The organism is Methylobacterium goesingense (assembly GCF_022179225.1).
GTDB classification, from domain to species: Bacteria; Pseudomonadota; Alphaproteobacteria; order Rhizobiales; family Beijerinckiaceae; genus Methylobacterium; species Methylobacterium goesingense.
In genome coordinates this window covers 1-19887 of record NZ_BPQL01000019.1, presented here as the reverse complement: position 1 = coordinate 19887, position 19887 = coordinate 1, and the positions used below count along the sequence as shown (strand labels likewise).

Below are 19887 nucleotides of genomic sequence, written 5' to 3'. Positions count from 1 at the left end.
ATGGTCGACGGCACGGAACAGGCGAAGGGATTCCTCAACGGCCCGGGCGGCGACACGCACCTCGGGTTGCCGGTCTCCGGCTACCGGCCGCAGACGGCCGACAAGGTCGAGACGGTGAACGCGAACAAGGAAGCCGAGGAGCAGATCCTGCGCATCCTCGACGGCCTCGCCGGGCGCCCCGAGGTCGACAAGCGCTGGCTCGCGATCGGCCGCACGCACATCGAAACCGGCTTCATGGCCGTGAACCGCGCTGTCTTCCAGCCGGGGCGTGTCTCGCTACCCGGCGATGTACCGGCGCTCGCGGCCGAGACCGTGACCGACACCGCGCCCCAGGACCTGCGCTCGCGCGGCGAGCCCCGCGTCCCGCGCCGCGATGAGCCGCTCCCGAACGGCCGCCCGCACCCCTGACCCCCGAAACAACACCGCCCGGAACCCTACGCGGCAAGCGGGGTCCGGGCGGTTCGCAATCGGGCGTGTAGCCCGTGCTGTGGAGAGTGAAATGGAAGCCACAAATACTGTCGAGATGCAAGCCGAGACGCTGTCCGGCGACATCCGAGACCAGTACCTCGACATCCTGCGAGGGATGGACGAGCCCTGGACCAAGCTTAGCGAACATCAGCAGAAGCGGATCATCGGCAACGTCGAGAAGCTCTCGCGCGATGTGGTCCGGGGTTCGGTCGACATCGTCGCCCACACCGGCTTCGTCCACATGCTGGTCACCACCGGCGAGTGGACCGTGAAGGACGGCATTAAGCTCAAGGTGGCCGCCTCGGGCTCGGTCGAGGACATCACCAAGCTCGCCGAGCACGGTGGCGGCTCGGCCATCCTCGTGTTCGCCGATGCCGCCTCCTACTTCGGCCAACGCGCCGAGGCCAAGGCCGACAAGGATCAGCCGGACCTCCCGATTCACGACCACGACGGCGTGATCCAGGAGACGGAGCTCGAATTGAACGAGCTGCGTACCGAAGGCGACGACCAGGACGAAGGTGCCGAGACCGATGAGGGCGTGAGCTACGAGGCCGAAGCTTCCGGCACCAAGCCACGTCGGCGCCGTCGCGCCGCCGCCGGCGGCGATGCCCCGCCCCCGCCCGAGATGCCGGCCGACACGACCCGCACCTCTGTCGAAGCCTGAGCCGGAGCGCGAGCGGTGCCAGATCCGATCATCATCCGCCTTCCCGGCCCCCCGCGTGGGAAGGGCCGGCACCGCTCGCGTGTCGTGAACGTCCCCGGCCGTGCGCCGCGGACGCAGCAGTACTCCGACGCCGCGACACGGGAATACGAGGCCAACCTGCGCGCGGTGGCCACGGCCGAAATGCTGGGCGTTGCGCCGCTCACCGGCCCGCTGTCCGTGGCGGTCTACGCCTACATGCCGATCCCGAAGAGCTTCTCGAATAAGAAGCGCGCCGAGGCGCTCGCGGGGTTGATCCGGCCCGAGGTGAAGCCCGACTGGGACAACATCGCGAAGTGCTCGGACGCCTTCAACGGCATCGTCTGGGGCGACGACGCGTCCGTAGTCGAGGGGTTCGTCCGCAAGGCCTACGCGGAGACCCCTGCCCTGGTGTTCCGCATCGAGCCGGCCGCGCCGCTGACGCAGGACCTCGCGTCATGAAGGCCCCCGTCACGTTCCGCCCGAGCGAGCTGCACGCCATGGCGCTCGCCCTCCTGGACCGCGAGCGGTCCGAGGCTCGCGACCGGATGGCCCATGGCCGGAAGGGTGCGAAACTTTCGCAGCCTGCGCGCGTGCTGGATCGGGTCGGCGCCAAGTTCGGCATCTCAGGGCGCCAGGTCGAGAAGATCGCGGACGTCTGCCGCGCCGCCGAGGCCGACCCCGTGCGGTTTGGGCCCCTCCTCGAGGAGATGGACCGCACCGGCAAGGTGAACGGCCCGCACACCAAGCTGCTGCGCGCCCGGGATGAGGAGCGCGTGCTCAGCCTCGTCCCGGTGCAGGGCCGGTTCCGCACCCTGGTGTTCGACCCGCCGTGGGCCGAGGACAACATCTCGGACGCGGCCGGGCACGACTACGCCCTGATGCCTTTCGCGGACATCCTCGCCATGCCGGTCCACGATTGGGCCGAGGACGACGCGCACCTCTACCTCTGGGTCACGAACAACACCCTGTCGCTGTTCCCGCAGCTGCTCGCGGCCTGGGGCTTCGAGCACAAGACGGTGCTGACCTGGACCAAGCCGGACATCGGCTTCGGCCGGTACTTCCGGAACAGCACCGAGCACGTGATTTTCGCCACGCGCGGCACGCTGCGCACCCGGTCGGCGGCCCGCTCGACCCGCACCGACCACGACTGGCCGGTCGGTGCCAACTCCGAGAAGCCGGACGCCTTCTACGACCTCGTCCGCGCCTGCAGCTTCCCGCCCTACGGCGAGGGCTTCCAGCGCACGCCCCGGCCCGACTTCGTGAACCTGTACCAGCCGGCGCCCGCGCCCGTCCTCCAGGCGGCGGAGTAGGGCCATGAGCGGCATCGCGCTCCGCTGGGCTCACGCTCAGACCGCCGGCAACCTGACCCTGAAGGCTGTCCTCCTGGCGCTTGCCAGCCGGGCCCATGACGACGGCTGCACCTGGGTCTCGCAGGGCACGCTCGCCACCGACCTGGAATGCGACGTTCGCACGATCCGGCGCTCACTCCAGGCCCTCGAAGACAAGGGCTTCCTCGTCCGTGAGGACCGAATCCGGGATGACGGCTCGCGCGCCTCGGACATGATCCGCTTAGTTCTCTACGCCCCGGACAGAGAGTCCGGGGGTAGGGACAGAGAGTCCGGGGGGGAGGACTCACGACCCGAGGGGACCCGGACAGAGAGTCCGGGGGCCCCGGTCACAGAGTCCCCCCTCACTACGTTTGAACAAAAACCTACCCAACAGGAATCACAAAACTCTCTCGACTCGACCTGCGCGTGGCCGGTCGATTTTCGGGAGCAGTTCCAGGAGGCCTACCCGCATTGGGTCAAGGGCCGGGTCGCCTTCGCCGAGCTGGACCGGCTGCATCGTGACGGTGACGTCCCGTTCGAGGCCATCCTCGACGGCGTCGCCCGCTACGTCGCCAGCAAGCCGCCCGACCGAAACTGGATGGGGCCCGACCGCTTCCTCGCCGATCGCCGGTTCGAGGATCGCCCCGCCCCCGTGACGCCGCGCCTGGTCCGATCTGGCGGCGCCTCTCCTCCCCGCCAGCCCACCGGCAACGTCGCCCGCAGCCTCGAAATCCAACGCCTGCTCCAGGAGCGCGAACATGGGAACCGTGAATCAGACCAGGGCCGTGGCGACGATCAGCCCGGCGCAGCTCGAGGAGACGATCACGGTGTTGCATGGGCGGCTGGCGGAGGTGGAAGGCCAACCGAACCGCTACTGCGTGCCGCGCGCGCTGGCGGCTACGACAGTCGAGCGTCGACAGCTCTCCGCCGCCTGCGCGCACCTCGAGGCGCGGCTTGAGCCCTGCCACGACAAGCTGCTGATCGAGGCGGTGATCTCGCAGTTCCTGATCCCGTACGACACAGCTCGGGAATCGGATGCGGTGAGCACCGAGACCCGGAACGAGCGCTTCGTGAACGCGGTCCTGGGCCAGCCGCTCGGCGCGATCCAGGCCGCAGTCGAGCGGTTCGACAGCGCCAGCACGATCCTGCCCGTGAGCGTCTCCTTCCGCCCCAAGCCGGCCGAGTTCGCGGCGGAGGTGAAGGCCGGCCTCACCAGCCTGCGCAAGAAGCTGGTCCACGTCCGCCGCATCCTCGCCGCCGAGGTCTACGACCCGCCGACGGCCGAGCAGCGCGCCGAGGTCGAGAAAGCCCGGCAGGCGGCCGCGGAGTACCTCACCCGCCGGATGCCCCAGGCCGACGCGCGCCCGGTCCTGGCCGAGCCCGAGGAAGGGCCGCGCACCGGGTCGGACATCGTCGCCCCGCTGAAGGGTCTCGACGTCTCGCACCTGATGGCGAACCTCGACCGCAAGCGGGTGTTGGCGTGAGCCTCGGCCACGCCCGGCCCAAGCTTGAGGCCATGCCGCACCTGATTGACCGGCGCGAGCAGGCCTCGGCAGCAAAGCTCCGGCAGCTCCAGGCCGGAGTCACGCCCCCGAGCCCTTGCGAGGTCTGCGGCCAGCCCGGCCCGTTCGGCTTCAACAACTTCCGGACCGCGCCCGAGCTCGCGGTCTTCGCCTGCCTTGAACACCGCGCCGAGGTCGAGGCCTCGCTTCTCTGAAAGAGACCTGTGCTGGCTGAAAACCCGTTGCGTCGTATCGAAGGCCCTGACCCGCCGAATCCATATCCGCCCGCGCGCGTCCGGCTCTGGCTCCTCGCCGCTTGGGCAGGGCACACTGATGCCGACGCACAAGCCGGTCCGAAGCCGGGTGACGTGCGGGTGCAGCGCTGGCCCGAGATGTACGTCGCAGACTGGCGCATGAAGGCGCAGCTCAAGGCTTGGCTCAACGCCCAGGTCGGCCGCGAGCCAAGTTTCCGTCAGGCCTGTGTGATTAATGGCTGGAATCGTGACAGCGCTACTCGTGGTGTCGATATGGCGGTCGAACTAATTTCAATAGGCCTCAATTCGATAAAGTAAGGGCTTATTATTGGAGTAAATATGCACTCACATTTTGAAAGATGCTTCAAATCTCTCCACGACCCCAAATATAACAACATAACTCAGTAGGCTGATTAGTAAGCTGACTCCAACAGCCGCACCGCGCGGCGCAGATGGAACAAATAACCATTTTAGGAAAAAGCCCTCCAGCCTACTAATTAATTCGACCAATAGGATCATTCCCAAGCAAAAACTCGTAAATAGCAAAACCCAACTATTGGTCTTGCTTGCCGCATATGATAGTGTTGCAACTACAACGATATTATTTACGAAATCAAACACGAGCTTGGATGTTTTTACCCAGAATTCTTCTGTAAACTTTAGCATCTCCTCCTGATTAGTCGTTTGATATTCGCGAAACTGCTCAAGTAGGGACAGCAGTGAGATTTTTAATTTGTGTCTATCCACAGCATGCCTCTAAACTTTTTAAGTATGCATCCAATTGAAGTGCATTTCCATGGTCCTGGGCCCAATTCGGCTTGGGGTGGCGCAGCTTCTGAGACATCGTAGCACCGAATCGAAGATTGACATCCGGGCCATGCTGGCTCGACCCACAATTTAGGCCCGGCGTTAAGGACTGGACCTGCACAGGGGCACCACCGTGACCGCGTCGGCCAAGAAGTCGTCCAGCACCACCCACACCGCTCGCTCGCAAGCCACCTGCGGCCGCCGTCGCAAGGTCGTCAGCCTCGCGCGCGTCACGGCGCGGGACGTCGAGATCCAGCCCGGTACCGCCTCGGTCCGCGATCCCTACGACCCGTCGACTTTCATCACCGCCACCGTGAATCGCCGGGTCGACGTGCTCGCCGCCGAGCGCTCCGCCGGCCGGATCACCGAGGCGCAGTTCCTCGTCGGTCGCACCCTGCAGATGCTGTGGGAGAAGCAGCTCGGCGTCCGCACCTCGGGCTCGACATGGGATAGCACCATGTCGTCCGGCGGCTTCGCCTCGCACAGCACCTCGCACGGCTTCACCATCGAAGATATCCGGATGCTCGGCCGCATCGAGACCGCCCGGGCCGTGAAGGCCTCGAACGAACGGGCCGCCCGCGTGATCGGCGACAGCGGCGTCCGCTTCCTCCGCGCCATCCTGGCCGAGGGCTTCACCTTCGGGGCCTACGCCGAGGCCCGCGGGCGCGGCAGCAGCGAACGCGCCTCCTCCGACATCGCCGGCCGATTCCGCTGGCTCCTCGGCGAGCTCACCGAGGCGCAGCACACCGCCCGGGCACCCGGCGCAGCCCCGACCCGGGACGAGTACGCGTCCCAGGCCGATGCGATCCCGGAGCGGCTGGAGCGGTCGGCGGCGCTAATTACGGAGCGGGAGGCGAGCGAAGAGGCCTAGGCTAGATGGGCCACCCCTGGTTAAAAGGTAGGACCAGTGGGCCTACAGAGCATCATGACGGACGATATCCCTTTCCGTAGCACGGCTGATTCAATGACGCCTGAGGAGTACCGAGAAACCATCGGCCTCCTCGGCCTGACGCAAGGCGGCGCGGCCGCGCTCCTAGGTGTGGATGCGCGCACCTCCAGGAAGTGGGCGAACCGCGAGCGCGAGATCCCGCCCACGGCGGCCCGCTTCCTGCGCTACCTCCTCCGCGCGAAGGTTCGGCCGGAGGACGTGATACGGCTCCTCGCAAATCCTTGACCCGACGGGCGTTCCGTTGCAGAACGTCACCGTCGCACGACACGCGCCCGGGGCTCATCGCCGCCGGGCGCTGTGCGTTTAACGCCCAGTCGGGGGAGGTCAGCCATGAAGCTGTGACCCGCCCCGCCTGACTGAACAGAACGGACCATAGCGGCCACACAACGCCTGCCGGGCTTAGCCTTTCCGGACCCGAAGCCGGCGCGCCGCACATATCCCCCTCCCGCACCGGGGCTCAGCGCCCCACCGACAGCGCCTCGCGCGCTTTCGATGATGCTACGGCCGGTCACCGGTCTCATCATCACCTATCCCTGACGGGCACCTTGCCAGGTGAACTATGGCCCGCGCGTCGTCCGGACTGACGATGCCGTTCGCCGGGCGACGAGAAGCCCCGGCCCCCTTTCCACCTGCACCGCGAACCAGCTCAACAGCTTAGGCGTTTCGAGCACAGGACGCGGCCGGGCTTTCGTGACATGATCGGCACCCGATGATGACGGATCGCCAGCACGCCGAGCGGGTCGCCGACCTGCTCCGCAAGGCCGACCGCCTCCGGGTTCCGGGGCATCGGCACACCGTCGAGACGTTCCTCGGGGAAATCGGCGAGATCCGCGAAGGCCTGCGCCGGCTCCACCGCGACCTGACCGGCGCCGAGCTGCCGCGCGAGGCCGCGCCGCGCCGGTCCGCCGTCGCCTCGTTCCAGGCCGGCGCGATCGCCGGGACCCGCGCCACCGTCGCGTTCCGGGGTCGGTCGAGAGTGGTCGCGGCGCGGGCCTGATCGGCTCCGAAACGCAGCGATTTCCGAATTACCAAGACAATTCGGAATTTATATCATCCGAAGTCGGCGACGGCCGAAATAACTGAGCAATTCGAGGAGCTTAGTTATGTTGGCTGGCTCCAAGCGCACGTCTCGCATCCGGGCCAGAATAAAAACCCAAGAGGCCGAAAAGGCGGTGATCGCCACCCGTGCGGTGGCCTACCTTCGGGTCTCGACGGACGAGCAGGCCTCCAACGGTTTCGGCCTCGAGACGCAGGAGCGGGCCCTTCGCGCCTTCGCTGAGTCGCAGGCCTACGAGCTGGTGGAGTTGGTCACCGACCCGGGCGTCTCGGGCGCGACCCGGCCAGCGGAGCGACCCGGCTTCGGGCGCATCCTGGAACTGGCCGAGGCGAAGGCCTTCAGCATCCTGCTGGTCTACAAGTTCGACCGGCTCGCCCGCGAGATCCGGTACGCGGTCACCACCGTGGCCGACCTCGCCGAGCAGCACGACATCGGCATTCGGTCGGTGACGGAGCCGATCGACACCGCCACTCCGATGGGCCGCACCGTCTTCGCGATCCTCGCTGGCATGGCCGAAAGCGAGCGCTTCACGATCCGGGACCGGACCGCCGGCGGCAAGCTGTCGAAGGCTGGACGCGGCGGGTTCGCCGGCGGCCGGGCGCCCTACGGGTACGAGACCGACAAGGCCGGCCACCTGGTGATCGTGCCCGATCAGGCCGCGGTGGTCCGCAGGATCTTCCGCGAGCGCGGTCCGGCTCATCGGACCAAGCGCACGCTCCAAGCCATCGCCGACGGCCTGAACGCCGATCGCATCCCTTCACCCACGGGCAAAACGTGGACGGCCGGCGGCGTCGGCTACCTCCTCGACAACCCGAAATACCGCGGCGCGGTCGAGTACCTGTTCTCGTGGACAGGGACCGAACAGCACGTCCTCCAGCCAGGCGCACACGCCGCGATCATCGGCTGAACGAAGGTCCCCAGCATGAACCAGTACAGCCTCTCGGCCCTTCACCGGGCCCGGGTCGATGCCGCGTGGAATGCGATCGCGCCGAAGCGCGTCGCCGGCCTTCGCTACGAGGCCGACGCCATCATGGTGCTGCACCCGACCAAGGGCTGGCGCCGGATCTCGCACAAGCGACTCGGCCTGTGACGGCGCGGCCGGACTGGACCGCAGCGCAGGCCGACAAGGCGCGCCGCGACCTCCAGCGCGACCCGGCCGCCTCCGCCTACTGGATTTGGCTCAAGGCCTGCCGCGAGGCGGACGCACGGAAGGCGCGGACCGCATGCGCATGAACGCCGTCGTCCTCGCCCGGCGCCTCGCCGGCCTCGCCACCACCATCCACCAGGGCCGGCCCACTGCCGCGCACTGGGTCGCCGCCCTCGCCCTCGCCGCCCAGGCCGATCCGGTCCCGGGCCAGTACCGCGAGGTCGCGTTCACCGCCGGCCGCGCGTCCGTCCGCCTCCATCCGCTCAGGACCCACGCATGACCCCCTCGGACCTCGTCGACCAGGCCGTCGAGCTGCTCGCCCCCATGGTGGGCCAATCGAGCGACAGCTTCGGCACCGCCGCCGACGCCTTCGACGCCTACGCGGGGTCCGCCCCCTCCGCGATGCACGAGCGCATCGCCTCCGTCATCGCCAGCGAGTGCCGCTCGGCGTCCGAGTGCGTCCAGGTGCGGCGCGCCTTCCTCGAAGGATTCCGGCTGTGAAGTACTTCGCCCTGCTCCGCCGCTTGGTGGCCAAGCCCGCGCCCGTCCCGCCGGTGGCGACCACGGTCGTCTATCGCGGCGAGACCATCCTCTCGAACGGGTGCGGCCGCTGATGCCCCGCGCCTGCGCCTTGCTTCTCCTCGCCGGCATCGCGCTGGCGGCCCTCCAGCGTCGGCGTCCGGTTGCCGTCCACGCCGAGTGCGACCTGAGCACGTGGACCCTGCCCGACGGCACCACGCTTCACCTTTCGCCCACGGTGCACTGATGGCGAACACGGCCGCCCCCTCGCCGCCCCCGATCATCGAGGCTTGGCGCGTCGCGCTCATGGTGGCGATCGTCGGCGCCATCGTGCTGTGGGTCCATCTGCTGCCCGCGCCAGCGCACGCCGACGAGGCCGGGTTCCGCGCCGTGGTACTGGTCTGCCCGGCCGGCGTCGCGGGCCGGGACTGCTCGCGCGACAACGCCCTCGACATGGCCGTCCAGCCCGTCGCGATGGTCACCGCCTGCGCCCAGGTCGGCGCGGTGCTCGCCACGCACCTGAGCCTCGCCCCGGGTGAGACGCACAAGATCTCCTGCGAGCGTCGGAAGGGCTGATGCTGGTCCGGCCGCGCCCGCCCGAGGACCTCGTCGGCGATGCCGCCATCGACACGCTCACCCCGGTTCGCCCGGCCCACGACCTGCTCGCATGGATGCGCGCGACCTTCATCGATGAGGACGCGCCGCTTCTGAACGAGGACCACGTCCACCTGCGCAGCGCGCGGCTCGGCGTGCTCTGGTGTGCCGTGCCGAACGCTCGCCAGGGCAACGCCGTGGTCGGCATGTGCGAGACGACCGCGTTCATGGGGAATCGCTGGGCCAAGGCCCGGTTCGAGCAGCAGGTCACGGGCTGGTTCGGCTGGATGCCGCACTTCCTGCTGACCTTCGACGCCGATTACGCCGACCAGTGCAGCGACGCGACGTTTTGCAGCCTCGTCGAGCACGAGCTGTACCACGCCGGCCAGGCCAAGGGCCGGTGGGGCGCGCCGCGCTTCTCGAAGATGACCGGCGAGCCCGTGTTCGAGATCCCGGGCCACGACGTCGAGGAGTTCGTCGGTGTGGTGGCGCGCTACGGCGCGGGCCACGCGGCGGGCCAGACCGCCGCCCTGGTCGAGGCCGCCAACCGGGCGCCCATCGTGTGCGAGGCGGAGATCGCGGGCGCCTGTGGCACCTGCGGGCGCTCCCTGACCGGACATTGACATCGCCATGGCGCAGAACGGCCTCCCCGACGAGGTGAAAACCTTCGTCGTTCAGCAGCTTGCGTGCTTCGAGACCCCCTCCGAGGTCGCCAAGTCGGTCAAGGAAGAATTTGGCCTCGAGGTGTCCCGGCAGGCGGTCGAGGCGTACGACCCTGGCAAGCGCGCCGGGGCCTCGCTGTCCGAGGAATTTCGCGCTCTGTTCGCGATCACGCGCGAGGCCTTCCTCGCGGACACGGCGGCGATCGGCATCTCGCATAAGGTGGTCCGGCTGCGCACGCTGGCCCGGCTCGCCGAAAAGGCCGAGCGGGCCGGCAACATGGTCTTGGTCGCCTCGCTCCTCGAGCAGGTCGCCAAGGAATGCGGCGACGCCTTCACGAACAAGCGCCAGGTGGAGAACACCGGCAAGGATGGCGCCCCGCTGATCGACGGTGGAATCACCGTGACGTTCGTCCGGCCGGCGCCGGTGCCCGATGCAGGTTGAGTTTCCGGAGAAGCTCGACTTCCTCTTCGAGCCGGCCCGCTACAAGGTCGCCTACGGGGGGCGAGGCGGGGCGAAGTCCTGGGGCTTCGGCCGCGCCCTGCTGCTGCTCGGCGCGCAGCGGCCCTTGCGCATCCTCTGCGCCCGCGAGTTCCAGAACTCGATCGCGGAGTCGGCGCACGCCCTGCTCGCGCAGCAGGTCGACCTCCTCGGCCTGTCCGACTACTTCGACACCCAGGAAAAGCGGATCCTCGGGACCAACGGGACCGAGTTCATCTTCAAGGGGCTCCGGCACAACGTCGCCTCGGTGAAGTCGACCGAAGGCGTGGACATCTGCTGGGTCGAGGAGGCCCGCACCGTTTCGAAGGCCTCCTGGGACGTTCTGGTCCCGACGATCCGCAAGCCGGGCTCGGAAATCTGGATCAGCTTCAACACCGAGCTGGCGGAGGACGAGACCTACAAGCGGTTCGTAAGGACGCCGCCGACCGGGGCCCGCGTGGTCAAGATCGGCTGGGAGGATAACCCCTGGTTCCCCGACGTCCTGCGCCAGGAAGCCCTCGACCTGAAGGCGCGCGACCCGATCGCCTACGAGACGGTCTGGGGCGGCAACTGCAAGCAGGTCCTCGACGGCGCGATCTACGCGAACGAGATCCTGGCCGCCAGCGGTGCCAGCCCCAGCCGCTTCGGCAAGGTGCCGTTCGATCCGTCGAAGCCCGTGCACACGTTCTGGGACTTGGGACGGGCGGATAAGACCGCGATCTGGTTCGCCCAGGTCGTCGGGTTCGAATTCCGGCTGATCGCCTATTACGAGAACCGTGGCCACGCGCTGCAGCACTACATCGACTACCTGCGGACCGTCGCCGAGGAGCGCCAGTACGTCTACGGCGAGCACTGGCTGCCGCACGATGCACGCAACGAGCTCCTCGCCTCGAAGCGCACCATCGAACAGCAGATGTGGGACGCGGGTCACCGGGTCCGCATCGTCCCCAAGCTCACCGTGGCCGCCGGCATCGACGCGGCGCGCCTCCTGTTCGCTCGGTGCTGGTTCGACGAGGACCTGTGCGCCGACGGCCTGCAGGCGCTGAGGAACTATCGCTACGACGTCGACCCGGCCACGCAGCAGTTCTCCAAGAACCCGCTGCACGATTGGGCCAGCCACGGCGCCGACGCCTTCCGGTACTTCGCGGTCGCGATCGCCGAGCCGCAGGCCCCGCCGAAGCCGCTGGACGGCCCGAACGACCGCTACGCGCGCCGACGGCGCAGCGACGCCAAACCATCAGGATCGGCATGGGCAGCATGACGGACACAGACGCCGATCGCAGCGCCGTGGCCGGCGACGAAACCGACGCCCGCGAGAAGCAGGACCTCGACCGCGAGGCCCTCTATCTCCGGCTCAAGGGCTGGTTCCGCGTGGACCGCGACGCCTCCTCGAAGTGGCGCGAGGAGGCCCGCATCGACTTCGACATGACGGCCGGGCGGCAGTGGTCGGCGGCCGATAGGGCCGTCCTCGAGGAGCAGGGCCGCCCGCCGATCACCTTCGACCGCACCCTGCCGATCATCAAGGCCGTGGCCGGCTCCCAGGTGAACAGCCGCCTCGACATCCAGTACCTGCCCCGCGAGATCGGGGACACGGCGCTGAACGAGGTCCTGACCGAGGGGTCGCGCTACCTCGCCGCCGAGGCCGAGGCGGAGGACGAGGAATCGGACGCCTTCATCGACTTGGTGACGTGCGGCATGGGCTGGGTCGAGATGCGGCTCTGCTACGAGACCAACCCGGACGGCGCCTACGTCGAGGACCGGGTCAACCCGCTTGAGATGATTTGGGACGCCTCGGCAACAAAACGCAATCTCTCGGACGCCCGCCGCTTCTTCCGGGCCAAGTCGATGGACCGCGCCGAGGCCGAGGCGATGTTCCCCGACGCCGACCCGGCCGACCTCGATGCGGCCTGGGCTGAGGACCGCGACGGCGACGGCCCGCACGCTCAGATCCAGCCCGGCCAGCGCCGTTCTGACCGGCCCGCCTCCGCCGACGAGGGCACCGCCCGCGTGACGATCGTCGAGGCGGTGTGGTGGGAGCGCAAGCGCGTCGCCACCGTCACCGACCCGGGCACGGGCGAGACCGTCGAGATGGACGACGCGCAGGCCTCCACGCTTGAGCGCCGCGCCGCCGCCCTCGGCATGGAGATCCAAGTCCAGCGTCGGATGAAGCGGGTGTACCGCCGGGCCTTCCTGGGCAACGTCATACTGGCCGAGACGCCCTCGCCTGCCGGCGACCGCTTCCATTACGCCTGCATGACGGGTGACCGCGACCAGAACCAGAACTCGTGGTTCGGCATCGTGCGGCCGATGCGTGATCCGCAGCGCTACGCGAACAAGTGGCTTAGCCAGACCCTCGATATGCTCAACCGCCAGGCCAAGGGCGGGCTGCTCATGGAAAAGGGCGCCGTCTCGGATCAGGCGCAGTTCGAGGAAAGCTACGCTAAGGCCGGTGCCATCTCCTGGGTCGAGGATGGCACGCTGATGAGCGGCCGGATGAAGGAGAAGCCGCTGCCGACCCTGCCGGCCGGGCACTACCAGCTCATGGAGTTCGCGATCATGTCGATCCGCGATTCCTCAGGGGTGAACCTGGAGCTGATGGGCCAGAAGCAGCAGGAGCAGGCCGGCGTGCTGGAGTACCAGCGCAAACAGGCCGCCATGACGATGCTGGCCAGCCTGTTCGACTCCCTGCGCCGGGCCCGCAAGCACATCGGGCAGGTGCGCCTCTACCTGATCCAGAACTTCCTCTCGGACGGGCGCTTGGTGCGCATCATGGGTGACGGCGTGACGAAGGTCGTGCCGATGCTCCGTGATCAGACGGCCGGCGACTACGACGTCATCATCGACGACGCACCGTCCGCGCCGAACCAGCAGCAGGTGGTGTGGCAGACGTTCACCTCGGTGCTGCCGATCATCAAGGACATGATCACGCCGCAGGTTCTCCTCGAGGTCCTGCCCTACTCGCCCTTCCCGGCCTCGTTCGTCGCGAAGATGCGCGAGCTGCTCGCCCAGGCACCGACCGATCCGCAGGCCGAACAGCAGCAGCAGATAGCGGTCCAGACCGCCGTGGCGAAGATCCAGGACCTCACCGCCGGCGCCGCGCTCAAGAACGCCAAGGCCGGGCGCGAGGCAGCCCTGACCCAAGGCGACCACATCGACGGCTTCGCGAAGGTGGCGGCCCTCGCCGCTCCGCCCGAGCAGCCCGCATCGGCCTTCGCGGCCTGATCCCTCTCCCGCGCGGCCGGTAGCGCTCCACCGGCTTTCGTACCCTTCACGTCACGAGGACACCCATGAACGACGGTTTCACCAGCAGCGACGACGCCTTCACCGCCGACGAGGAGGCCGCCTGGGGCGCCATGTCGTCCGGCGAGGCCGCTCCGGAGCCTGCCAGCGCCCCTGCGCCGGCCGCCGGTGGCGAAGCCGCTCCGACGCCTGCGGCGCCTGCTGCTGCCCCTGCTGGCGAGGCTGCGGCCCCCGGCGACGTCGTCGATCCGGACCTCGAAGAGGGCGGCGCCGATGAGAACAAGGGCAAATTCGTCCGTCATGGCGCATTCCACCAGGAGCGTGAGCGTCGGAAGGCCGTCGAGCGCGAGCGCGACGAGTTCCGGGTGACGCTGGCGCGCATGGAAGAGCGCTTCCGCATCATGAGCGAGGGTGGACAGGCCCCGGCCCAGCCCGGCGCCGCAGCGCCCCAGCCGCCGGCCGAGCCCGAGACGCCGCCCGATCCGAACGAGGACATCTTCGGCTATGCGAAGTACCTGGAGAAGCAGATCCAGGACATTCGCGCCGGCCAGACCCAGCTCACCGAGGCGCAGAAGACCGAGCAGGCTCAGCGCGTCGAGGCGACCCAGCGCAACGAGGTCCTGACCGCCTATCGCGGCGACGTGCAGCGGACGATCGCGGCCCAGCCCGAGTTCGCCCAGGCCTACGAGCACCTGTTCTCCGGCCGTATCGCCGAACTGCAGCTGCTCGGTGTGCCCGAGGCGGACGCGGTACAGGCCGTGCGCGAGGAAGAGTTCGGCATCGTGCAGGCCGCGATCCAGGCGGGCCAGTCCCCGGCCGCCCGGCTGATGCAGCTCGCCAAGCTGCGCGGCTTCGCGCCGAAGGCGGCAGAGCCGGCCGCGCCCGCCGCCCCGGCCGAAACGCCGGCGGAGAAGTCCGCCCGCATCGCCAAGGGCCAGGCCGCCTCGCTCTCACTCTCCTCGGCGGGCGGCACCCCGGCCGGCGAGCTCACCATTGAGATGCTCGCCAGCATGTCCGAATCTGACTTCGCCAAGATGGAGAAGGCCAACCCGGCGCGCGTCCGCGCCCTCATGGGGGGCTGATCCGATGCGGCGCGTCCTCGCAGCCGTCGCGTTGGCGGCATGTCTCCCGGCGCTGGCCCTCGCGGCTGGCCCGATGGAGACCAACCTCCTCGTTGACGGCGCGGGCGCGCCGATCGGGACCGGAGCGAACCCGCTCCAGGTCGGTGCGATCCCGTTCACGCGCTCGGCGAAGGCGTTCGCGCTTCCGGTCAGCACGACGCCCCAGACCTACGCCATCCTACAGCCGGCGGGTTCGTCCGCCTATCGCGGGATCAACCCCTGCACGGTCGACGTCGTGATCACCTCGGTTGCGGCCACGGTGCCGGTGACGACCCAGCCCGTCACGATGGGCGGCGCGACCATTCCGAACGTCCTGCGCGTCACCTCGCCGACGGATTCGGTGAACCAGTTCGAGGACACGCTCTTCCTGTCGCGGTCCGGGCGCACGCTCAGCAGCACGGCGAACCCGATGGGCGGGCAGGTCCGCTACGTCTCCATCATGGCCCTGGCGGACCCCGGCACGACCCCGTGCGCGTTCCGGCTGCACTACGGGAACAACAACTAATGCGCCTCCTGCTTGCCCTGGCGCTCGCGTCCGGGCTCGCCCTCGCGCCCGCATTCGCGGAGGACGAGGGTTCGCCGGGTATGGGGCCGATGGGCCCGATGGGTCCGACCGGTGCCGTTGGTCCGGCCGGCCCCAAGGGTGAGGCAGGGCCCAAGGGCGACCAGGGCGCCGTCGGTCAGGCCGGTCCGAAGGGCGATGCGGGCTCGGCGGGTTCGCCCGGCGCGGCCGGTCAGCAGGGCATCCAGGGCGTCCCCGGCAAGGATGGCGCGGCGGGTGCGGCTGGCGCGAAGGGCGAAACCGGCCTCCAGGGCGCCACCGGGGCAGCCGGCGCCAGTATCACGGGTCCGCAAGGACCGTCCGGCCCGGCCGGTGCCCCGAAGCGCGTCGAGCGCTACACCGCCACGACCAACGCCAGCGGCTCCGCCTCGTACACCTGGACCGCCTGCACCTCGGCGCCCGACGTCGATGTCATTCTCGGCTGGACCACCGGCACGCCGGCTCAGATGATCACCGGCGCGATCACCGCGTCGACCAACGCGAGCGCCACCGCTGCCGTGAAGGTCAGCCAGGGCACCGTTCTCCTGTCGGGCAGCGCCTTCGCGACCGCGCCGGCCGGCACACCTCTCGCCATCCGCGTGATCTGCAACTGATCACGCGCGACAACCTCTTGACCCGACGGGCAAACCGCGCGCATTAGCTAGCCTGTCGCCAGCGCTGTGACGGTCCGCCCTCGGACCGCCCGTCGGCTCTTCCCAACGCCCCGATCCGACGCTCGTCCAAGGCCCGCCTCACCGCGGGCTTTTTGCGTTCGCCGGACCGGTTCGCCCGATCGCACGTCACGCGATCCGCCCGGCCGCGTCACAGCCTTCGCCTGACCCACGGCACGGGTCCCGTCCGACCACCGTCCCCAGCGGCACCATGGGGCCCGGCTTCCGTCCGCGCGGCGACGCACAGCCCGCAGAACCCCTCCCCCACGGAAACCTCAAGCCTCGAAGGCACCCCCATGTCCGTCACCCAGTATCCGCTGAACGACGCCCTCGCCGTGAAGCTGTGGTCGAAGAAGCTCGCCACGGAAGCCACCAAGGCCCTCGATATCGCCCCGCTCTTCGGCGAGGGCGACAAGGCCGTGATCCAGGTCAAGACCGAGACCCAGAAGGGCGTCGGCGACAAGATCACCTTCGGCCTGCGCATGCAGCTGAACGGCAACGGCTTCACCTCCTCGGACCGCGCCGAGGGCAACGGTGAGCAGCTGACCACGAACTCCGACGCGATCACCATCGAAGAGCTCGGCAATGTCGTCGGCATCCGCTCGAAGAATACGATCGACCAGCAGCGCGTGCCCTTCGACCTTCGCGAGCAGGCCCGTGCCGGCCTCGCCGACTGGTTCCAGCTGCGCACCTCGGTCTCGTTCTTCAACCACGCCTGCGGCTTCACCCCGGCCAACTTCGTCCAGGTCGACGGCTCGGGCGGCGTGAAGTTCACCGCCAACAACGCCGTGACGCCCTCGACCCGCGTCGTGCGCCCCAACGCCCGCGCCAACGACGGCGCCCTCGTCACCGGAGACATCTTCTCCCTCGACCTGATCGACTCGGCCGTCGAGATCGCGAAGACCGGCGGCAACGCGGGCGACGTGAAGATGCGTCCCGTCAGCGTCGACGGCATGGACGAGATGTGGGTCATGTACCTGCACCCGACCCAGGTCACGCAGCTGCGCCGCAACACCGGCCAGGGCCAGTGGCTCGACATCCAGAAGGCCGCGATGCAGGGCGGCGAGGTCACCAAGAACCCGATCTTCACGGGGGCCCTCGGCGTCTACAACAACGTCGTCCTGCGCGAGTCCCAGCAGGTCACCATGGGCGTTGCGCCCGACGGCAAGACGATCCTCCCGACCGTGCGCCGCGCCGTCCTGATGGGCGCCCAGGCGGCCACGGCGGCCTTCGGCAAGGGTGGCGGCACCGACAAGTACCGCTGGAACGAGGAACTGTACGACCACAAGCGCGAGCTCGAGGTCTCGGCCTGGGCGATCTGGGGTCTGAAGAAGACGACCTACAACAACCGCGACTTCGCGGTGATCGTCATCCCGACCTACGCCGTCAACGCCGGCTGATCGCAGCCCTGACCGATCCTGACCGATCCTGATGCGCGGGCCGGCCCCGGCCGCCTGCGCGTCTCCCCCTCCATCCTGATCGAAAGGGGCCCGCCATGGCCACCAACACCAATCCGACCAAGCCGCCCGTCCGCTCTCTCCTGCACGGTCAGGTCGGCGAGCTTCGCGCTCGAGTGCGCTTCGACGACCTCCTCGCCTCCGGCGTGCCGATGAAGAACGCCTTCCCGGCCGGCGCCATCATCACCCGCACGACCATCGTGGTGACCCAGGCCTTCAACGCCGGCACGACCAACCCCCTCGTGGTCGGATCGACGCCCGGCGGCAATGACCTCGTCGCGGCCACGGATTCGGTCGCCCAGACCGTCGGCGTGAAGCGGCCCGACACCGCCACGGCGCTCGGCCAGCTTACCGCCGACACCGTGCCGTACGTCGCCTACGTGCCCACCGGCGCCGCGCCGACCGCGGGCGTGGCCGACATCGTGTTCGAGTACGTCGCGCCGCGCGCCTGAGCGGCCCGGTGAACCTGACCTACTGGACCCTGCACGCCGCGGCGGTCCTGGCGGCGGAGCCTGAAGCCCCGCCGTCGCCCTCCCCATCCGCTGATCCGAGGCCCGCCGATGCCGAACGCGCAAGGGAAGCCGACGTTCGGCGACCTCCTCGACGAGATCGCGAACGACATCGCCCGGGCGGATCTCGACGCGCAGATCGCAACCGCGATTGACCGGGCCATCCGGCACTACCAGCCGGAGCGCTTCACCTTCAACGAGCGGATCCTGACCTTCCAGACGATCCCCGGCGCCGACGTCTACGGGGGCGGGGATGCGACGGAGATCCCAGCGCTGCTCGCGATCGACAGCGTGATGCGCATCGAGAACGAGCAGACCTATCCCCTAACGCGCATCGCCGAGACCGCGATCGAGCGCCTCGACGATGCGCGCAGCGCCTCGCAGCCCTGCGCCTACTCGTACTTCGACCGCGCCATTCGGCTTTGGCCCATGCCCTCCGAGGCATGGACCATCCGCCTTGCCGCGCATGTCGAGGTTCCGGCACCGACCGACCGCGACGAGACCTCGCCGTGGGTCGATGAGGCCTCCGACCTGATCGCGGCCCGCGCCAAGCGGCACCTCGGGTTCAACGTCCTGCGCGACGTCGCCATGGGCAAAGTGCAGGAAGCCCTCGCCGACGAAGCCTTCCGGTCCCTCCGGGGCCGAGCCAACCGCATCGCCTCGTCCGGACAGGTCCGGGCCTACCACCTCTGACCCGGAGCCTGCACAATGGCCGACCCGACCCGCATCACCGACTATCCCTCGCTGCTCACCAACGTCGAGAACTACCTCGCGCGTGATGATCTGCAGTCCTTTGCCGCGACCTTCGTGCAGATGGCCGAGGATCGATTCAACACCGACCTCAAGGTCGTGGACATGCACAAGGCGACGGGCGACGTCACGATCAACGATGACGGTGTCGCTCAGCCTGCCGACTTCGTGGATTGGGTCGCGGTGCGCTGGAAGCCGGTTGCCGGCTCGGTACAGCGCCCGCTCTATCTGGCCTACCGCGAGCCCGACAGTCCGGAGTTCCGCCATCGCCATCGGCCGTCCGGCGTGCCGCAGTTCTACACCCTGCTCGCGGGGCGGGTGGTGGTTACCCCGCCGATCCCCGGCACGCTCAACCTGACCTATTACGCGCGCCTGCCGTCACTGACCGTAGACACGCCGACCAACTGGCTGATCCAGAAGGCGCCGATGGTCTACCTCTACGGCACCCTGCTGGAGGCCATGCTCTTCCAGAAGGACGAGGAGCGCGCGGCCCAGTGGTTCGGCTTGCTCGACAAGCGCCTCGCCGCGGTGTTCGGCGCGGGCGACACGCAGAAGACGGCCACGCGCACTGCTCGCACGGCCACCGATGTCGCCGAGGCGACGGCCGCTAAGGCGATCAACTAAGCCATGGCCGAGGCCGCCCGCGTCGCCCTGGCCCCGTTTGCCCCGGACGTGGCCACGCTCGACGCCTCGGTCTCGGCCGTGGCGCGCAACGTGATGCCGCGCGCCGATGGCTGGGGCCCGTTCGCGTCGCCCGTGGCCATCTCTGCCGCGCTTCCGGCCGGATGCCGCGGCGCAATCGAGGTGAAGTCGCCCGCCTTCGGGTTCTCCAGCTACTTCGCCGGCACGGCCACGCAGCTGTTCCGGTACAACGCTGGGACGGGCGTCTGGGATGACGTCTCCCGCGAGGGCGGTACCTATTCGGTGCCGCCGGGCGATTACTGGTCCTTCGCGATCTACGGCAACCGGCTCCTGGCGTGCAGCCTCGGTACGCCCGTGCAGGTCATCAACATCGACAACGGCCGGCGCTTCGCGGCGCTGGACGGCAACCCGCCCCGGGCCCGGCACATGGGCGTGGTGGGCGAGTTCGTCGTGCTGGCCGGCCTCGCCTCCGACCACTGCACCGCGTTGGGGTCGGAGGCGAGGCCGGC

General features: G+C 68.8%; 29 protein-coding genes and 2 pseudogenes. 29 read left to right on the top strand and 2 right to left on the bottom strand.

Annotated elements, in window-relative coordinates; all coding sequences use genetic code 11:
- The 5 genes and pseudogenes from MFF30_RS04065 to MFF30_RS26135 all read left to right on the top strand — a co-directional run.
- Complete coding sequence (locus MFF30_RS04065) at window positions 1-408, top strand: Acb2/Tad1 domain-containing protein (RefSeq protein ID WP_238276879.1); 408 nt, start codon at window positions 1-3, stop codon at window positions 406-408.
- 91 nt (window positions 409-499) lie between these two features.
- Complete coding sequence (locus MFF30_RS04060) at window positions 500-1132, top strand: hypothetical protein (protein ID WP_238276877.1); 633 nt, start codon at window positions 500-502, stop codon at window positions 1130-1132.
- Window positions 1133-1147: 15 nt separating this feature from the next.
- Window positions 1148-1609, top strand: coding sequence for a RusA family crossover junction endodeoxyribonuclease (locus tag MFF30_RS04055; protein ID WP_238276874.1), 462 nt, complete (start codon window positions 1148-1150; stop codon window positions 1607-1609).
- Window positions 1606-2460 (top strand): MT-A70 family methyltransferase, encoded by an 855-nt coding sequence (locus MFF30_RS04050; RefSeq protein WP_238276872.1) that lies wholly within the window; start codon window positions 1606-1608, stop codon window positions 2458-2460. The genes MFF30_RS04055 and MFF30_RS04050 overlap by 4 nt, the downstream gene beginning before the upstream one ends.
- A 4-nt stretch (window positions 2461-2464) precedes the next feature.
- A pseudogene (locus tag MFF30_RS26135) lies at window positions 2465-2653 on the top strand (helix-turn-helix domain-containing protein); the annotation flags it as partial.
- A gap of 222 nt (window positions 2654-2875) precedes the next feature.
- Here the strand turns inward: MFF30_RS26135 and MFF30_RS04045 are convergent.
- Window positions 2876-3238 carry a hypothetical protein gene (locus MFF30_RS04045; protein WP_238276870.1) on the bottom strand — a complete coding sequence of 121 codons (363 nt, stop codon included), beginning with the start codon at window positions 3236-3238 and terminating at the stop codon, window positions 2876-2878.
- On the opposite strand from MFF30_RS04045, the gene MFF30_RS04040 reads away from it, so the two are divergent.
- Genes MFF30_RS04040 through MFF30_RS04030 form a run of 3 tightly spaced genes read left to right on the top strand, consistent with a single transcriptional unit; the run spans window position 3237 to window position 4552 of the window.
- On the top strand, window positions 3237-3962 hold the full coding sequence (locus tag MFF30_RS04040; protein ID WP_238276868.1) for a hypothetical protein: 726 nt from the start codon (window positions 3237-3239) through the stop codon (window positions 3960-3962). The genes MFF30_RS04045 and MFF30_RS04040 overlap by 2 nt on opposite strands.
- A complete protein-coding gene (locus MFF30_RS04035) occupies window positions 3959-4195 on the top strand; it encodes a hypothetical protein (protein WP_238276866.1) in 237 nt (78 codons plus the stop codon). The genes MFF30_RS04040 and MFF30_RS04035 overlap by 4 nt, the downstream gene beginning before the upstream one ends.
- A gap of 9 nt (window positions 4196-4204) precedes the next feature.
- Entirely contained in the window at window positions 4205-4552 is a 348-nt protein-coding gene (locus tag MFF30_RS04030; RefSeq protein ID WP_238276864.1) for a hypothetical protein, read from the top strand.
- Between the two features lie 27 nt (window positions 4553-4579).
- Here MFF30_RS04030 and MFF30_RS04025 read toward each other — a convergent pair whose 3' ends face one another.
- Window positions 4580-4981 carry a hypothetical protein gene (locus tag MFF30_RS04025; protein WP_238276862.1) on the bottom strand — a complete coding sequence of 134 codons (402 nt, stop codon included), beginning with the start codon at window positions 4979-4981 and terminating at the stop codon, window positions 4580-4582.
- Window positions 4982-5174: 193 nt separating this feature from the next.
- Here MFF30_RS04025 and MFF30_RS04020 point away from each other — a divergent pair, with 193 nt between their 5' ends.
- From MFF30_RS04020 to MFF30_RS03920, 21 genes and pseudogenes are all read left to right on the top strand, one after another.
- On the top strand, window positions 5175-5912 hold the full coding sequence (locus MFF30_RS04020) for a hypothetical protein (protein ID WP_238276860.1): 738 nt from the start codon (window positions 5175-5177) through the stop codon (window positions 5910-5912).
- Window positions 5913-5966: 54 nt separating this feature from the next.
- On the top strand, window positions 5967-6215 hold the full coding sequence (locus tag MFF30_RS04015) for a helix-turn-helix domain-containing protein (protein WP_238276858.1): 249 nt from the start codon (window positions 5967-5969) through the stop codon (window positions 6213-6215).
- Window positions 6216-6699: 484 nt separating this feature from the next.
- Window positions 6700-6987 (top strand): hypothetical protein, encoded by a 288-nt coding sequence (locus MFF30_RS04010; RefSeq protein WP_238276856.1) that lies wholly within the window; start codon window positions 6700-6702, stop codon window positions 6985-6987.
- Between the two features lie 175 nt (window positions 6988-7162).
- On the top strand, window positions 7163-7954 hold the full coding sequence (locus tag MFF30_RS04005; protein WP_238276854.1) for a recombinase family protein: 792 nt from the start codon (window positions 7163-7165) through the stop codon (window positions 7952-7954).
- Between the two features lie 15 nt (window positions 7955-7969).
- Window positions 7970-8137, top strand: a complete 168-nt coding sequence (locus MFF30_RS04000) for a hypothetical protein (protein ID WP_238276852.1) — start codon at window positions 7970-7972, stop codon at window positions 8135-8137.
- 139 nt (window positions 8138-8276) lie between these two features.
- Entirely contained in the window at window positions 8277-8474 is a 198-nt protein-coding gene (locus MFF30_RS03995; RefSeq protein WP_238276850.1) for a hypothetical protein, read from the top strand.
- The gene (locus MFF30_RS03990) at window positions 8471-8695 is read left to right on the top strand and encodes a hypothetical protein (RefSeq protein ID WP_238276848.1); all 225 of its coding nucleotides are present in this window, start codon (window positions 8471-8473) and stop codon (window positions 8693-8695) included. The genes MFF30_RS03995 and MFF30_RS03990 overlap by 4 nt, the downstream gene beginning before the upstream one ends.
- Window positions 8696-8807: 112 nt before the next feature.
- Window positions 8808-8960 carry a hypothetical protein gene (locus tag MFF30_RS03985; protein WP_238276846.1) on the top strand — a complete coding sequence of 51 codons (153 nt, stop codon included), beginning with the start codon at window positions 8808-8810 and terminating at the stop codon, window positions 8958-8960.
- Window positions 8960-9289 carry a hypothetical protein gene (locus tag MFF30_RS03980; RefSeq protein ID WP_238276844.1) on the top strand — a complete coding sequence of 110 codons (330 nt, stop codon included), beginning with the start codon at window positions 8960-8962 and terminating at the stop codon, window positions 9287-9289. The genes MFF30_RS03985 and MFF30_RS03980 overlap by 1 nt, the downstream gene beginning before the upstream one ends.
- Entirely contained in the window at window positions 9289-9930 is a 642-nt protein-coding gene (locus MFF30_RS03975; protein WP_238276842.1) for a putative metallopeptidase, read from the top strand. Before MFF30_RS03980 ends, MFF30_RS03975 begins: the two co-directional genes overlap by 1 nt.
- A gap of 7 nt (window positions 9931-9937) precedes the next feature.
- Complete coding sequence (locus MFF30_RS03970) at window positions 9938-10411, top strand: DUF2280 domain-containing protein (protein WP_238276840.1); 474 nt, start codon at window positions 9938-9940, stop codon at window positions 10409-10411.
- Window positions 10401-11708: a PBSX family phage terminase large subunit gene (locus MFF30_RS03965; protein ID WP_238276832.1), complete on the top strand. Its 1308-nt coding sequence runs from the start codon at window positions 10401-10403 to the stop codon at window positions 11706-11708. The genes MFF30_RS03970 and MFF30_RS03965 overlap by 11 nt, the downstream gene beginning before the upstream one ends.
- The gene (locus MFF30_RS03960; protein WP_238276830.1) at window positions 11705-13669 is read left to right on the top strand and encodes a portal protein; all 1965 of its coding nucleotides are present in this window, start codon (window positions 11705-11707) and stop codon (window positions 13667-13669) included. The genes MFF30_RS03965 and MFF30_RS03960 overlap by 4 nt, the downstream gene beginning before the upstream one ends.
- Window positions 13670-13734: 65 nt before the next feature.
- Window positions 13735-14769 carry a hypothetical protein gene (locus MFF30_RS03955; protein ID WP_238276829.1) on the top strand — a complete coding sequence of 345 codons (1035 nt, stop codon included), beginning with the start codon at window positions 13735-13737 and terminating at the stop codon, window positions 14767-14769.
- 4 nt (window positions 14770-14773) lie between these two features.
- Window positions 14774-15313: a hypothetical protein gene (locus tag MFF30_RS03950; RefSeq protein WP_238276828.1), complete on the top strand. Its 540-nt coding sequence runs from the start codon at window positions 14774-14776 to the stop codon at window positions 15311-15313.
- Window positions 15313-15963 carry a collagen-like domain-containing protein gene (locus MFF30_RS25910; protein WP_283205856.1) on the top strand — a complete coding sequence of 217 codons (651 nt, stop codon included), beginning with the start codon at window positions 15313-15315 and terminating at the stop codon, window positions 15961-15963. The genes MFF30_RS03950 and MFF30_RS25910 overlap by 1 nt, the downstream gene beginning before the upstream one ends.
- 353 nt (window positions 15964-16316) lie before the next feature.
- Entirely contained in the window at window positions 16317-17420 is a 1104-nt protein-coding gene (locus MFF30_RS03940) for a N4-gp56 family major capsid protein (protein ID WP_238276827.1), read from the top strand.
- 95 nt (window positions 17421-17515) lie between these two features.
- Window positions 17516-17929, top strand: a complete 414-nt coding sequence (locus MFF30_RS03935; protein ID WP_238276825.1) for a hypothetical protein — start codon at window positions 17516-17518, stop codon at window positions 17927-17929.
- A gap of 108 nt (window positions 17930-18037) precedes the next feature.
- Window positions 18038-18679: a phage adaptor protein gene (locus MFF30_RS03930; RefSeq protein WP_238276823.1), complete on the top strand. Its 642-nt coding sequence runs from the start codon at window positions 18038-18040 to the stop codon at window positions 18677-18679.
- Window positions 18680-18694: 15 nt separating this feature from the next.
- A complete protein-coding gene (locus tag MFF30_RS03925; RefSeq protein WP_238276821.1) occupies window positions 18695-19360 on the top strand; it encodes a phage adaptor protein in 666 nt (221 codons plus the stop codon).
- Window positions 19361-19363: 3 nt separating this feature from the next.
- A pseudogene (locus MFF30_RS03920) lies at window positions 19364-19887 on the top strand (hypothetical protein); the annotation flags it as partial.